Source organism: Candidatus Peregrinibacteria bacterium (genome assembly GCA_030700255.1).
In the GTDB taxonomy this organism is placed as follows: domain Bacteria; phylum Patescibacteriota; class Gracilibacteria; order UBA1369; family JABINC01; genus JABINC01.
This window is the reverse complement of sequence record JAUYJN010000010.1, coordinates 1-14,207: the sequence shown is the minus strand read 5'-3', so window position 1 is coordinate 14,207 and position 14,207 is coordinate 1. Positions and strand designations below refer to the sequence as shown.

Annotated in this window: 14 protein-coding genes; 6 read left to right on the top strand and 8 right to left on the bottom strand. The window is 39.6% G+C overall.

The window, feature by feature from the left end:
* Nucleotides 1–3: 3 nt before the first annotated feature.
* The 4 genes from Q8P68_01465 to Q8P68_01450 are packed head-to-tail and all read left to right on the top strand — an operon-like array spanning nt 4 to nt 4,231.
* Nucleotides 4–603, top strand: coding sequence for a hypothetical protein (locus tag Q8P68_01465; GenBank protein MDP4007837.1), 600 nt, complete (start codon nt 4–6; stop codon nt 601–603).
* Nucleotides 566–1,264, top strand: coding sequence for a hypothetical protein (locus Q8P68_01460; protein ID MDP4007836.1), 699 nt, complete (start codon nt 566–568; stop codon nt 1,262–1,264). The genes Q8P68_01465 and Q8P68_01460 overlap by 38 nt, the downstream gene beginning before the upstream one ends.
* A gap of 17 nt (nt 1,265–1,281) precedes the next feature.
* Nucleotides 1,282–3,081 (top strand): hypothetical protein, encoded by a 1,800-nt coding sequence (locus tag Q8P68_01455; GenBank protein MDP4007835.1) that lies wholly within the window; start codon nt 1,282–1,284, stop codon nt 3,079–3,081.
* Between the two features lie 40 nt (nt 3,082–3,121).
* Nucleotides 3,122–4,231: a hypothetical protein gene (locus tag Q8P68_01450; GenBank protein MDP4007834.1), complete on the top strand. Its 1,110-nt coding sequence runs from the start codon at nt 3,122–3,124 to the stop codon at nt 4,229–4,231.
* A 1-nt stretch (nt 4,232) separates the two neighbouring features.
* Here Q8P68_01450 and Q8P68_01445 read toward each other — a convergent pair whose 3' ends face one another.
* Nucleotides 4,233–5,000, bottom strand: coding sequence for a helix-turn-helix domain-containing protein (locus Q8P68_01445; protein ID MDP4007833.1), 768 nt, complete (start codon nt 4,998–5,000; stop codon nt 4,233–4,235).
* Nucleotides 5,001–5,165: 165 nt separating this feature from the next.
* Between Q8P68_01445 and Q8P68_01440 the strand changes: the two genes are divergently transcribed.
* Nucleotides 5,166–6,278, top strand: coding sequence for a pyridoxal-phosphate dependent enzyme (locus Q8P68_01440; protein MDP4007832.1), 1,113 nt, complete (start codon nt 5,166–5,168; stop codon nt 6,276–6,278).
* Between the two features lie 11 nt (nt 6,279–6,289).
* On the top strand, nt 6,290–7,966 hold the full coding sequence (locus Q8P68_01435; GenBank protein ID MDP4007831.1) for a hypothetical protein: 1,677 nt from the start codon (nt 6,290–6,292) through the stop codon (nt 7,964–7,966).
* A gap of 359 nt (nt 7,967–8,325) precedes the next feature.
* On the opposite strand, the gene Q8P68_01430 is transcribed toward Q8P68_01435, so the two are convergent.
* The 7 genes from Q8P68_01430 to Q8P68_01400 form a co-directional block, all read right to left on the bottom strand.
* A complete protein-coding gene (locus tag Q8P68_01430; protein MDP4007830.1) occupies nt 8,326–8,490 on the bottom strand; it encodes a helix-turn-helix domain-containing protein in 165 nt (54 codons plus the stop codon).
* A gap of 248 nt (nt 8,491–8,738) precedes the next feature.
* A complete protein-coding gene (locus tag Q8P68_01425) occupies nt 8,739–9,542 on the bottom strand; it encodes a 3D domain-containing protein (protein ID MDP4007829.1) in 804 nt (267 codons plus the stop codon).
* An 11-nt stretch (nt 9,543–9,553) separates the two neighbouring features.
* A complete protein-coding gene (locus tag Q8P68_01420; GenBank protein ID MDP4007828.1) occupies nt 9,554–11,533 on the bottom strand; it encodes a DUF4012 domain-containing protein in 1,980 nt (659 codons plus the stop codon).
* Nucleotides 11,534–11,552: 19 nt separating this feature from the next.
* Nucleotides 11,553–13,286 (bottom strand): DUF3352 domain-containing protein, encoded by a 1,734-nt coding sequence (locus Q8P68_01415; GenBank protein ID MDP4007827.1) that lies wholly within the window; start codon nt 13,284–13,286, stop codon nt 11,553–11,555.
* A 57-nt stretch (nt 13,287–13,343) separates the two neighbouring features.
* Nucleotides 13,344–13,676 carry a hypothetical protein gene (locus Q8P68_01410; GenBank protein ID MDP4007826.1) on the bottom strand — a complete coding sequence of 111 codons (333 nt, stop codon included), beginning with the start codon at nt 13,674–13,676 and terminating at the stop codon, nt 13,344–13,346.
* A gap of 29 nt (nt 13,677–13,705) precedes the next feature.
* Nucleotides 13,706–13,915 (bottom strand): hypothetical protein, encoded by a 210-nt coding sequence (locus Q8P68_01405; GenBank protein MDP4007825.1) that lies wholly within the window; start codon nt 13,913–13,915, stop codon nt 13,706–13,708.
* Nucleotides 13,915–14,207 (bottom strand): hypothetical protein (locus Q8P68_01400; GenBank protein MDP4007824.1); only part of this gene is annotated, 293 nt, incomplete at its 5' end. The genes Q8P68_01405 and Q8P68_01400, both read right to left, overlap by 1 nt.

The following is a 14,207-nucleotide window of genomic DNA, read 5'->3' as shown; positions in this document are numbered from 1 at the left end:
AATATGAAAAAAATTATATCTACAATTAGTATCTCAATCTTCATCCTGCTTGTATTTGGCAATGTGCAAGAGGCGCGCGCTAGCGCGCGCACCGTAGACACTGACTTTGGGCCGGTGCATTACATAGGTAGTGGAGACACCATAGATTATACAAAAACTGAATGTAAAATCGGTCTTCAATTTTTCGTTTCAGAAAAGGGAGCAGAGTACGAAGAATTTATGGCTAAACATTTTAGTAATCCTGACTCAAGTTCAAATCTACTTGAGACGGCAGTAGCCAAATTTAATGCATATAGAGATATGCTAAAAACTGAATATTTTAAATATAATGCAAAAAGTGGAGCCCTAACTGCCGGACAATTCGAATTATTAGAGCAATGTTATACACTTATAAAAAATGAGATTGAGGATCGGCAAGAAAATCTTAAACAAAATTATAAAGCGGGAGCAATGGATAGAAAATCCCTTCGTCTAACCGCAAAAATGCAAATAATCAATGATCGGTTTAAAGACAGAATCCATTTTCCTTTTGCAGAGTTCCTGGGAAGAATGAAGTCTTTCTCAGATGGGCTACCTTGCTTTACTAACAAATGTTCAAAATAAAATGATGTTAAAATTCAAAAATTCGTGGCGAATCATCGTAACCCTACTAATAATTGGGGGAATAATCGCTATCCCATTTTTGGCAGCAGCAGAACAGCAGGTCGACTACAATGAAGACTATCTTGCTATGAAGACAGTCGAAGAAATGTATGTCACATACAACAAACGTATAAACGACATGATAAATGATGCTATTAAAAAAACTCTAACTGGTGAAGTTGTCGTAAAAATCAGTAAAGATGATGCAGAGCAAAATGAATTATGCAGCGATCGAGAAAACATAGCTGCTATATGTCTCGGAATACGTGCCCTCTATGAACATAAGGGATATGAAGAAGCTATGACAAGAGCAAAATCAAATCCACAAATCAATCTTTTCAAAGATGAAATAGAGGCAGAAAAAATCGGTGAAGCATATAACAAACTCGGTGCAAAAACTAATTTTATAGATCGTGAGATTGCTCGCTCACGTGATTCTCAAGAAATGACTATCGATTTTTATACAGAATTCATGGGGGCGGAGCAGATGCATAAACAAAATGAAAAGCTCCTCCTGTCACTTGCCGCCTATAACGAAAAACTAGCAGGACTACGTACCGAAACCTACTCTCTGCCACCTAAATTTCACAATGTCACTACGGACGGCGGCGGCTGTACTTAACGCAACCATAAAAATAAATGAAAAACCTTATATCAAAAATCAGCGTAATATTCATAGGTCTACTTGTACTCAGTCTTGTACAGGTAAGTCATGCTTATGCTCTAGAAGCTACACAAAGTGTGGATGAAATACTTTTTGATAAACTCCTTGCAGAAAGTAGCACTTCTAGGAGCGCCATAAAACCAGATACAATTTGGGAGTCTAGCAAGGGCAATGAGCGTGGTCAGAATCTTTATTTATCCGTAACAAATGAGATGAGCGACAAGCCACTCAAAGAAGCTATCAAAACAGCTTCACGTGAATTTTCTTTGCCAAATGCAAAAACAGGCGAACAAGTTTTCTTCACAGAAGCCGAATGGAGAGATATTTATTTAAAAGGTACCACCGCTTCAATCAGCGAAAATTTATCATTAGTTAATAATTCCATAAAAGATACTTATGCAAATACAATGATACAATATATAGAAGATGAAATGGATAATAATAGATTTTTAGCTGAACTCACAGCCGACAGTGCTGCCACAGAAATAGCGACTGATATGTTGATGCCTGACTTCGAATTCATGGAATTAATATTATTTGGACAAATTGAAGCGAGTACTTATGACAATGCTAGGGCGGCGGTAAATTTACCGCCTACTTCAACTCTTGCAGAGAGTGAATCTGGAGATACGGCTCATACTTCCTCTGAGGCAGCCGCAACAGAAAGTAGCGCCTCTACCGCGTCTGCACCCAAATCGCCGGCAGATCAAAGTTTTGCAGACGATGCAAAAGAATTCCCAACTACTAGTAGTGAATCTTCAGCAATTTTATACAATCCGACAGGACTCAACCCACTTCAATGTGATTCAGATACAAATATAGATGATGCTCTAGATGACTACTTCGGTGACTTACCTCCAAAAAATCCATTTAGTGATTTAATCCCTCCACGCACCGGAGACGGCACTAGTGAGCCTCCAGTCGACAGTGATGGCGGAAGACCGCCTACAGCTGATGATACCGGGTCTTTTGATGGCACTGATGATTCAGACACTACTGCAGAAGATGGTTTTGATGAAATCGCACCAGCGGAGGGGCATGACTGGATCAATGAGGAGCTTTGCATCACCGACTCGAAGATTTTCTGTATAGAGGTGAGATTTATAAATAACGGCCAAGAATGTGAATTCGGCGAAGGCTCTACGAACAACTGTGCCGGCATCGGCCCAGGGCTGGCGGGTAGCGGTAATTCTCAATCGGGTTATGCCGAAACAGATAATTGCATCGCCTGTCATGCAAAATTCATGCTCGAAAATATGGACTTATTACTTTCAAAAACCCTTACTCCTTCCAAAGCACCGGGTAACCTACTCGAATCCGGCAAATGTAAAAAAGGATTTCTAAAAACCAAACCGAGCCTAAATATATATGCAATCAAAAAACCTATCCCGGCTCCGCAAGAGTCAGACCCTTTATTTCAAAGCAATAATCCATTTGAAGATTTCCGTAGAGAGATGACTGAAGGATTTGGATTCGGGAAAGGGGAGAGGGCTGATGCTGTGACACGACATACTGTTGCATTTTCCGGCACTCGTAATGCAAGCTCTATATTTGCAGAAATTGATGATGCAAATGTTGCCCGTGAAAAAGAACTCGCATTCAATAAAGAAATGGCCCTACTCCAACAAGACCTAGATTCATATGCAAAAGGATATGGAGATCTATCTATGCAAATAGAGACAACCACCTCATTAGTATCAGCACTCGACCAGATGAACAATGATATTAATGCGAATTCCTGTGAAGCTCTCCGCAGCAAAAAAACTTGTGATTAGTTGGCGAAGTATGCGCCAGCGAAAAGTATAAAACAAATAAATGAAAAACATTACAACAACAATTCGACTCCTCCTGATCAGCACCATGCTAGTACTGACACTCGGTATTGGGACGATCTATGCAGCGGAAGTTTCGGAGACGATGACAGATGACGTTGTCGATGAGCCGGTTGCGCAAGTTGATTGTTTTAACGGTAAAGAAAATTTCGCATCGTTTCTTCGTTCACTTATTTCATTCGGCGAATTTGATGCATTCTTCAAAGACATTCAAATGAATGCATGTCAGTACACAGCTGTCAGACAACTCAAAGATGATCTCGAAAATCTTCGTGAAAAAATTCGTGATTCTTACTATATGTGTGACAACAAATCAGCAAATAATCTAAGGCTCGAATACAATCACAAAGAGGCTGAATTATTTTTCTTAAGAAATTTAATCAGCACAAAGAAAAACGAGCGAGTTGCGACGGACCTTTCTAGCCTCAAAACAAAAATGTTCAATAAATATGTAAAACAGAAAAAATATTTTGTTGAAATTGCTCCAGCAAATGAAAGTACGGAAGAGGCGAGTGATACCCAAACAGTTGAAACATTTGAAGAGGTATGGAGAGATATAAGCAAAAAATATGATGCAAAAACATACCTTGAATGTAAGGGTGATTTCGAATTGATGAGAGATAAAATCGAAGGACTTCGCGACACTATAGATGGCATAGTTGCAGAATTTAAAAAAGACAAAGAAGAACTCGATGCTGAAGTAGAAAAACTAAATGACAACGGCGGAAACAAAAACGCATCAGAGGCAGAACTAAAACTAAATGCCATGAGCATATTCGCTCGCTCAATAAATCAAGTATCACCACAAAAATTTGCAGATGAGATAATTCGAGAATTCCAAAGTAATTCTATATCACAAGCAGAGCTTGCAGCTCACATCGCAGAAGACCAGCGCAGATACGAAATGGACTTAGCGCGGGCCACCAAGCTGGCCCGCTACCGCGCAAAGTATCAACATACAACAGATGCAATTTCATCTGACTATGAAGAGCGCATCCAAACCCTCATAAGCACCATAGACTCTGCAACGATCAATCTCGACACAACCAAAGACTGCCTCGACTTCGTAAACGAAACTCAGTGTAGCGAGTAACTTAGCTTTTCTTTTCAAGCGCATCTACACCAGCCCATGCCAACTTAAAGACTGTTTTCATTGTGTTATAAAAAGATTCATGTTCAATCACGACCCCCATTATCTCTCCTTTATTCTGTGAAAAAAGTGCCACTCTATTATCTGGGAAAATATCTATATGTATATCAAGTGGGAATAAATTTTTATCTATATATTTCAGTTCACGAAGCTGACCTTCCTGCGTTTTCTCATACTCTGTCCCCATAGGTATTTCCCCTGCAACTATACCTATATATTTAATACCTTTTTCAATTCTTTTGTTTATATAATCATTTTCATAATACTCAAATACGTCCGGATCCATCTTGTCTTTATCAATTCCCATAAAGCTATAACGCACCGATCCAGGTTTTGAAAGGATCAATCCGCATATATGTTTGATTCCATCCAAGCCTTCGTGAAAAGTAATTTTTGGTTTGTGTGCAAGTGAGTTCGTCACAGCTAGAAGTTCAGGTAAAATACGTTTAAGCTGATTTGCATCGTCTAAAAATTTCGCTACAAGCATGCTTGGGTTAACAGGTGCGAAATGTTTCAAAGAGCCCTTTTTATAGTAACTTACGAACCCCTTATCAATCATTGAATTGAGCAAACTATAAGTAGTAGTTCTATTTTCATTTGTACTTCTCGCAAGTGTATTTGCCCCTGCGTCACCGAATTCAAGCAACTTGAGATATAGTTTTATCTCCTTATTTGTCATTCCAATTCTCTCTAATTGAGGGAAATTTTGCATACCGTTGACTTAAATAATCGACACTTTTTATTATATCAAACATGGCTTATATAAGCAAATATTTAAACTCAAATGAATTGGATGATTGCGACCAAAGCCAATGCGACTTGCCTTACTCTAAGAATATTTTATAATCAAATCGTCAGCTATCATTTATTATGAAATATGGCACGCACAGAATTTCAATTACGGCTTACAGAAAAAGAACATGAAGCAAAAGTCACTGACAGCGATATAAAAAGGCTAGACAGAGGCGTAATTTACGAAAGACTCGAAGCAATCATTGGCAAGACTCGGCTACATATCATTTCACATGATGATAAAGAATTTTCTGGCGACCTACTCGTCAAAGACGAAACCGACAATCCAACGGAGAGTCATTATGACAGATGTTATATCAAACTACTTCGTGCCCTTGAAGAAGGTGGCACAATTAAACCTGGAGACACACTACTTGAAACGTCTTCCGGAAGTGCCGGTGTATCATTTGCATGGCTTGCAAAAAAACTCGGATACAAACCCATAGTCTTCATGCCAAGCTTCGTACCGCAACCACGAATACATGAAGCTGAACGAAATGCAGAAGTACACCTTTCAGATGATAGAGAACGCTACATGACGGCATGCGCAGAAAAGATGGTTGGATACCTACGTGACATGAGGAATCGCCACACACAAGTTGGCAGAGGCATATGGATAGTAAATCATTCCATGAACCCAATAACACTCGATGCATTCGAAGATATAGCCCGTGAAGTCATGGGAGAATACCCAGCTCAGATAGAATCTTTTGTAGGAGGGATTGGCAATGGAGCAACCCTACTGTCAGTTGGAAAATACCTACGCGAAAACCAAGGGACACGCGTAGTTGGATTTGAACCCATTGAAGCCTGTCCCGCATACAGGCTAACCCAAGATCCTAACTTTGTCTCCACGGCCGACTTGATCGAACCACCTAGACGATACACTGAAGACATGAAAGATATGCGACCCAATGATAGTTTCACCCCACATGATTACCCAGGACTTGGAGGCTCTGGGTTGATCGATTTCCCTTTTATCAAAGAGGCCTTAGGACAACATGTAAGTACTTTATTGTTTGCACCAAAAAAATCTGACATTGCCAAGCTCCGACATTCATACCCACCTCCAGATACAGCATACGGTAACTCAACTATGGCGGCACAACTTCTCGCAAGATACTACCTAAGAAGGGACGAGCCACAATTCAAAGGCCCAATACTTACACTTGCCTACGATAAAGCTGATAGATATTAACCTAATTCACCATGACTACCTGCACCAACTGTTCACGAGAATTTCAAATAACGGATAAAGATTTAGAATTATATAAAAAGATTGGCGTGCCATCCCCTACCCACTGTCATGATTGCCGGCAACAACGTCGCTTGGCATGGAGAAATGAACGATTCATGTACAAACGTAAGTGCGATTTTTCTGGAAAAGATATCGTCTCTATGTACCCGCCGGACTCTCCGTTTAAAGTTTATGAATCAGATATATGGTGGTCGGACAAATGGGATGGACTTGAATATGGACGAGATTTTGATTTCAGCCGTCCATTTTTCGAACAGTTCAGAGAGCTTCAACTGGAAGTGCCTCGCGCCGCACTTGTGAATAAACAAAGTGAGAATTCACAATATACAAATCATGCTGGTAAAAATAAAAATTGCTACTTATCCGGATGCATATTCAACAGTGAAGACTGCTACTACTCAGATTGGATAATGAGTTCTCGCGACTCCATAGATTGCTCGTATTTCGTAGAAAACAACGAGATAGCTTACGAAACCTATTATGCATGGAATAGCTACAAAGTATTTTTCTGCGACTTCATACGTCAGTGCTCCGACCTCTGGTTTTGCTACGATTGCATAGGCGTAAAAGACAGCTTCATGTGTTGGAATTTAAGAAATGCCAAATACTGTATTCGAAATGTGCAGTATACTCGCGAAGAATACGAAGCAGAAATAGCGAAACTATTTCCATTATCTATAGAGAAACTCCAAGAATTAAGAAAAGAATATATTAATATAAAAAATGGCATCGCTATTCGCCCTGTGACATACATCATAAATTCAGAAAATTCTATTGGCGATTTATTATTCGAATCAAAAAATGTCTATTACTCATTTGACTCAATTCATTCAGAAGATTCTAGCTATCTATATGACAGTATTGATATGAAAGATTCAATGGATGCATATCATGTTGGATGGTCAGAACTCACATATGAATGCCATGCTATCACCAATAGCACTCAGGCTCGCTTCTCTCACTTCAGCTATGACAATAATTATATCGATTACTGTGACTGCGTACACAATTCTAAAAATCTATTCGGATGTGCCGGCCTCGTCAGCAAAGAATACTGCATACTCAATAAACAATACTCCCGCGCAGAATACGAAGCATTGGTTCCGAAAATTATTGAGCATATGACAGATTCGCGGAGCGAATCCTTTCCAAATGGAGAATTCGGTGAGTTCTTCCCAATTAACTTTTCACCTTTTGCATACAATCAAGGCCGGGCAATAGAGTATTACCCTATAACCAAAGAACAAGCAGAAGCAAAAGGATATCGATGGTCTAACTATATCCCAACACCGCCAGCCCTCAATAAAAGCATTCAAGCCGAAGATCTGCCTCAAACAATAAATGAAGTAGATAACTCAATCCTCACGAAAGCAATTATTTGTAAACGAAGTGGGCGAGCCTTTCGCATCGCGAAAGGCGAGCTTGAATTCTATCGCAACAACAACCTACCGCTCCCACAACTTCACCCTGACGAACGATACTCGGATCGCATGGCCCAAAGGACACCACGGTCACTCTGGGAGCGCCCATGCACAAAATGCAATTCACAAACATGGACCAGCCATGCCCCAAATACCACAGCCAAAATGTACTGCCAAGCCTGCTATAAACAAACTATCTACGGTTAAATCTTTAAAAGTTTTATTAATAAACAAAAACAGGGACTATCCGTGTGAATAGAGCCACTGTTTTTTTTGTTTTGAGTACGATCCGCAGAATAATTCGCAGACGCACTATTTTTTGTTTTGTTTAGTCTGGGCTAATCCGAAGAAGAAATATATTTACGACTTTAGACTAAGACTAAAAATTGTTCCAGAATATTTTTGTTTAAGTTTCTTTCTTTGGTTGAACATTCCACTTAAAGAATGTGACAACTCCGCAGTCCCCACTCTGCAATAAGGACATGAATCAATCTTTGTCGATATCGCAACTCCGCATTTTAAACAGTTAACAATCATTATTGTACGCTTTATTTTTATATTTATTTCTAGCTCATTTCATCAAGAAACATTTTCACATCATCCTCTCCAATCCTGTATATTCGGCCGATTTTACTTGCCTTTAGCTTACCCATTTTGATGTATTTCGTTACAGTCAAAGGGTGAAGCTGTAGCATTGATGCTACCTGTTCAGGCGTGTAGATCTTTTGCATGGGTGGGTGTATTGAGTGACTAAAGCTAGGGAAAACATCCCTCTCGAACTAATTTTACCATAGTTCATTATGTTTTCCCAAGCTTTAATCCATTTTGTTTTTGTTTTCTAAGGTTTGTTTTTGTTTAAGGTCCTTTAATCCCTTTAAAGCTATTTAAGCAGACTCAATTATGCTTTGCAAGACTTTTTTCATATTTAACCCTCTTTTACGAGTTTTAACTCATTTTAGCTAAGTTTAGATAAGTCTAGCTAATTTAAGCTAATCATTTCACCACCACTAGGATCTCGATCAAGCCAACTATCACCCTCTATTTCAGCCTCTATATCCTCTCTAGGACCAAAAACCAAAGCTTCTATAAAATTATCACGACCAAAATCACGTGCATTTTCACGGGCAGCGTCCCCAAGCCCCATCCAAACATCCAATCTATCGAACTCATTACCTCTTCCACCTGCTTTTACTATTGCTCCCCCTCTATCTTGCACATCACACATTCCTATACCCGGTAAGTATATTTTAGTCCCATATGGATAGTTAGCATTGTCCGGAGCAGCTACCATACCTCGGAAAACCGACATCCCACTTTTACCGACCTCACCTTTTCCATTTAAGGCTTTTGCTTCACCAAACTTTATTTGCCTATATATTTTATTACCGTCTTCATCATACATAGTCTCGTTAGTTCCCTCGTCCTTACTCGTCTTTCCATAAGACCTCTGGCCTTCTATTGGTGAATAATATGCGCTCACATCAAAGGTCACTATACGTGGAATCAATCCTAATTCGATTATTTCCCTGATTTTTATGGGATCATTTAAAACATCAATCTGACGCTCAATCACAGGATCACTGTCATGTCGTGACATATACTCATCAAACACGGCCTTTATCTCATAAAAACGTTTAAGGTCTTCAATCCCCTTCTCCGTCTCTTCGTTTTCTTCAAATAGAGTATCTTTGATCCCCCCTTCTGACTCCACCTCTTCTTCTATTCGAAGTAAATGAGCTTTCATCTCCGCGCTTCTATCCTGATTGTTAGATTCAGCACCCATAAATTGGTAAATTACTCTTCTCCGATGGCAGCGCCGACCATGCGGTCGGTGCGGAGTACTGCGCGGTATAGCTCGCCATCTTCGCTTTCTGTAAATTCAGGGTTTGTAACGTAGCTTCGCAACCCATTAGCGTAGTATATGTATTTCTCAAAGTCTACCGACTTGAGCCCCGCTTGCTTATCGAAGAAAAGCCTATAATCATCGAGCGGATCAAAATTAAGTTTGAATGGCAAATCATATGTAAGTACAACCTCTTTGGTTCCGCCAATCACCGTATCCATTGGGAACAAAAAGTAAGTTAATTTACGAGTGGTTTTTCCATTATTATCATAAGTGATAACTTCATCCATCATAGTTCTAATTTCTTCTTTTGGAACTCCGATAACTGTTTTTAACTGCGATCCATATGGTATGTAAGCACGAACCATGACCTTGTTTGTATCTTTACCAAGGATGCGCATCATCTCCGGATGAGGTTCAAACACACCGGCCGTTCTCAATTGATCGTGCACAAAATTTTCCACATCATTATTCCATGTATGCGTACGTTTGACCGTAAGTTGGTTTGTAATCGCACCATCTTTTTTTATGAAACTTTCATGCTTGATAGCCTGCCACATAAACATATCTGATTTATTACCTCCAACTGAAATATCTATCACATTGAGATAGTCATTATATGGAGCGGCGGAGCTCAAATGTCCTGCTGCGCCAAGTTCCTTGAACCACTCCTGAATATCAGAATCATCGCTATACATCTGCACATGCCTTTCGTTTACACCATCTGCAATTAGCGCTACCAATTCAAGTGGATCGAGTTTTTCAAATACTTGCGCCTCCAAATCAGCCAAGAAATATTTCAAAATTTCCTTCGGACTATTTTTACCAAAAGTTTTTGATTCTATGATGTAAGAAAGAATGATATCGAAATTCTCAGCATCGAGAGTTAATGCAAATTCTTCTATTTCTATCGGGCCTGTTTTTTTCAAAATGCTGCGCATGAACTCAAGGTCGATCGCCACGACACTATCAACCCCCGGCCCTTTGGCTTCTTCCAAAAACCGCTTTGCTTGGCGAGCTGAGATTTCAAAATCCGGAGATGTATTTGAATCACGGATCCCCCAATCTTGACCTGACACTATTGAGATCTCTGAGTTTGGCATTCTATCGAATGCCTGCCCATCAAAATCATACACATCTCTCACTTGAATATTTTCGATACGACCATCGTTGAGATCGATAAATCCCAGCGAGCCAATAAACCCTCCGGTTGGCCTAATTTCATTATTATTTTGGAGCAAAACAAGAACCTTGTTCGGGTAACGAACTCCCAAGAATTTGAATAATGGATGAATGTTGTTTTTTATCTCTTTGAGGGTTTGATCAAGCTTTGTCACTTGATCTTTGAGTGTCAAAATATGCGCATAGTTTTCTTTTGAAAGTTGCACCTTTAAAGAATTTAACGAAATTTTTTCAAAAAGATTTACTGCGTTTTCGACATGCGCAATAGCATCATCCAATGTCGCCTCGATTTCTCCAAGTTTTTTCTCACCACTTAAATTTTTAAAATTACTAAGCAACATATCTTCAACCTTGAGAGTTAACTCGGCTCCATCTGTAAGCTCGACTCCGATTTGAATCATATTCGCTACCGTATCAAGCAATGTATTATCATTCAAAAACTTACCGTCTCCGATTATGGTTTCCATTTCAACTTTTGCATCCAAAAAATACTGCCTCGCTTTTGAAAAATCATTTCGCTCATTTATATTTGCCAAAAATTCATTATACCCCTGCTGCACCGCATACGTTACGTCGCTTTTCACATTAAAAAGCTTCTGCACTATGCTGATCGCATTTACAAAAAAAACAAAACATAGAGCTATTGCAAAAATCGTATAATACGATTTCCAGTTTTTAGTGCTTGCGCCAGGCATACTGCCTGCCGCCCCATCTTCGCCGATTCTTGTAATCGTATCAACTTTTTTCATGGTGTATCAAATATATTTTCTAAAACTCAAACACATGTACGAGAGCCATACCACTTGGGAAAATAGATTTAGCAGCCTTGATTCGCGTAAAATTATTCAAGTATTTGCTCCATTTTTCACCGAGCAATTCTCCCATCAATGCAGGAGATGCTATATTTATTTCATCAAAATCCTTCAAATATGAACTTATCGTAAAATCACTTGAAGGTAGTCCGCCCTCATCGATGTGCGTCAAAGTTTCCTCGATGAGTTCTCTACTTGTACCCATAACAAAAATATCTTTGTGCATCGTTGCATACATGTTCGTTCTGCCATCAAAAGGGAATACAGATATCTGATCACTCTTTGAGTTACCCTCATTCAATGGAGCTCCTTCTTCGAGGATTCTGTAACCATTTTCCTGCATAGCCGCCATATAGTAAGCCTGAAGTTTTGCTATACGATCAGGATCCTGCTCATCTGCAACGAACAAATAATCTATGTGGTCAGGACCTGCATATAACCCAAGTGCAAATTCATTTTCAAACACTTTATATATATCTTCCCTCAAATCAACTTCGTATCCGAAGTATTGTTCTTTTTTTGCATTTAGCACTCCTTCCAAAACATTGAAGCTCGATGGATGCAGCTGATTTAGTACAACTCCAAACTCAGCAATTACCCTCGAAAGATCACGTGACCCCCAGAAATATTCGAAATGCGGAGGCATAACTCGCAATAAATCTCCATCATAATGACTGGTCAATTTTGGCAATCTCTCCTCGCTCTGAGCTGTATCAAAATTCATATAAGTTTGAACTATCAACGCCTTATCATTCAAGATCATGCTATGCCCCTGACTTTGAAATAACGACAAAATCGGCCGAATCAAGGCACTCCCGGAACTGAGCTCCTCACCCATATAATAATCAAACAACTTCACCGGAATGTAATATACAAACCCAATATCTTTTTTCAAATTATTTCTGACGGCAAGGAATTCATCATGTGAAATCAAAGCATCCGCTTCGCCAATTCTCACATCTACAATTTTTTTCAAAGCTTGCGCATCTCTGGCAAATACAAAATATTTATCAAGCAGAAGAAAACTTACATTCTGTCCAACTGCAAAACTATATATAGAATAATTATTATATTTTTCAGAAGTTAATCCATCCTTGAGACTTTCGAGTTGGAATTTTCCAAGAAAATCCAATGTCGCTTTTTTATTTATCGATTGTATGAAAAGCACATGCTCGTATTTATCCACACCGTTCTCATCCGTCATTTGCAAAAGTGCATACCCATGCTTAAATCCAAGCCAAGGTTTGATGTCAGTTTCAAAATTCGCATCGAGCGCTTCCTCTATTACCGATGTTAAATCATTTATTCCAAATGACGATCCATCCGCCAAAGAGTCAATCGCACTTCTATCTTTAACCAAGCTCAATCCATCCAAGCTCGCCATTGCAACAGTCTCATCAAAAGGAAGTACGTTCGCTATATCGAGTGGCTCAAACGCTTTTTTTACAAAAAATGCTCCTATAAAAACAACTGACATAAGTCCAAGTAATATCAAAAGCAAAGCCGCAAATTTATTCTTCAAATTTCCAAGCAAACTTCGTTTGGCCTTCGGCTTCGCCTCGGCCACATGCTTTTCATCGTGCTTTTTATGCACTTTGTGCTCCACATGTTTTTTTACTTTATTTGGAGCTTTATTTTCACCCTTAGAGGCTCCGCTTCGCTTCGCCTTTTTGTTTTTTGATTTTGCCATAGTATGTATAGGATTTTTAAGTACCCGAATACTACTCAAGAACTCAGTTCTTTGCAACTAGTATACAGCCAGCAAATTACCACCAGTGAAAAGCTCATCCATCAATTCACTTACACTGCTTATATGTTGCAAGCGCCCTGCTAAATTCATGCTCTGCAAAGCATCAAGAATACCTGGCATATTTCGAGCAGCCTTTTCCACTGGGGCAAGCTCAGGAATTGCATGAAGTGACAGCAAAGCTAACTTCTGGGCTTTAGAATAATTTGTATTACGTTGTGCTATAGCAATCATCACCTCGAATGGATCTCTAGCTGGACCTGGCATTTCACCTACTAACATTTCCTCTACAACCCTTCCAGTCGCATGACGTTCTGAGCCTTTGCGAGTCATGCCAGCTCACCGTTCAGGTGAAATATTGTTCAGTGGACGTAAAATGCCCCCACTTTTTTGTCGATTTGGTATTTGGGATGAGCTTTGTCTGCCTCTTCTTTTATCGCCCAGTTGATTACTACATTTGCGGCAGTGCCTTTTGCCAAGGCCACCCCGTGCCCAAGCTTCACAGGTGAGCCCTCCTCATTTTCAATTAGACCTGCATGCGCAAGCCGTTCGTGTGATTTGCAAAGTGGCACTAAAGTGTCTGGGGCGTGTGTTGAATCGAGCGCGAAGCGCGAGATATGATGCAAGATCTCATATGGCTTAGCGCATCCCAATCTCTATCGCCTTTATTTTTTTTCAATCTTTCAATCGTTTTCACATTTAATTTCATATAAATTGACTTTGTTATGCGGTTTTCGGGACTCTGACTCGTACTAGTACAAGATTTTTGGAATGGTTCATTTTCTAATTTTCGATTTGCATCGAGCGACCCCACGGTTTGCCCCAGAGCTGATTCTACAGGAATATTCCGCACTTCACCTTTGT

Bases quoted from the DNA above. Each gene is read 5' to 3' on its own strand.
- Q8P68_01415 (MDP4007827.1), bottom strand. From the start codon at position 13,286: ATGGCAAAATCAAAAAACAAAAAGGCGAAGCGAAGCGGAGCCTCTAAG.
- Q8P68_01465 (MDP4007837.1), top strand. From the start codon at position 4: ATGAAAAAAATTATATCTACAATTAGTATCTCAATCTTCATCCTGCTT.
- Q8P68_01450 (MDP4007834.1), top strand. From the start codon at position 3,122: ATGAAAAACATTACAACAACAATTCGACTCCTCCTGATCAGCACCATG.
- Q8P68_01410 (MDP4007826.1), bottom strand. From the start codon at position 13,676: ATGACTCGCAAAGGCTCAGAACGTCATGCGACTGGAAGGGTTGTAGAG.
- Q8P68_01460 (MDP4007836.1), top strand. From the start codon at position 566: ATGGGCTACCTTGCTTTACTAACAAATGTTCAAAATAAAATGATGTTA.
- Q8P68_01425 (MDP4007829.1), bottom strand. From the start codon at position 9,542: ATGGGTGCTGAATCTAACAATCAGGATAGAAGCGCGGAGATGAAAGCT.
- Q8P68_01420 (MDP4007828.1), bottom strand. From the start codon at position 11,533: ATGAAAAAAGTTGATACGATTACAAGAATCGGCGAAGATGGGGCGGCA.
- Q8P68_01455 (MDP4007835.1), top strand. From the start codon at position 1,282: ATGAAAAACCTTATATCAAAAATCAGCGTAATATTCATAGGTCTACTT.
- Q8P68_01445 (MDP4007833.1), bottom strand. From the start codon at position 5,000: ATGCAAAATTTCCCTCAATTAGAGAGAATTGGAATGACAAATAAGGAG.
- Q8P68_01435 (MDP4007831.1), top strand. From the start codon at position 6,290: ATGACTACCTGCACCAACTGTTCACGAGAATTTCAAATAACGGATAAA.
- Q8P68_01430 (MDP4007830.1), bottom strand. From the start codon at position 8,490: ATGCAAAAGATCTACACGCCTGAACAGGTAGCATCAATGCTACAGCTT.
- Q8P68_01440 (MDP4007832.1), top strand. From the start codon at position 5,166: ATGGCACGCACAGAATTTCAATTACGGCTTACAGAAAAAGAACATGAA.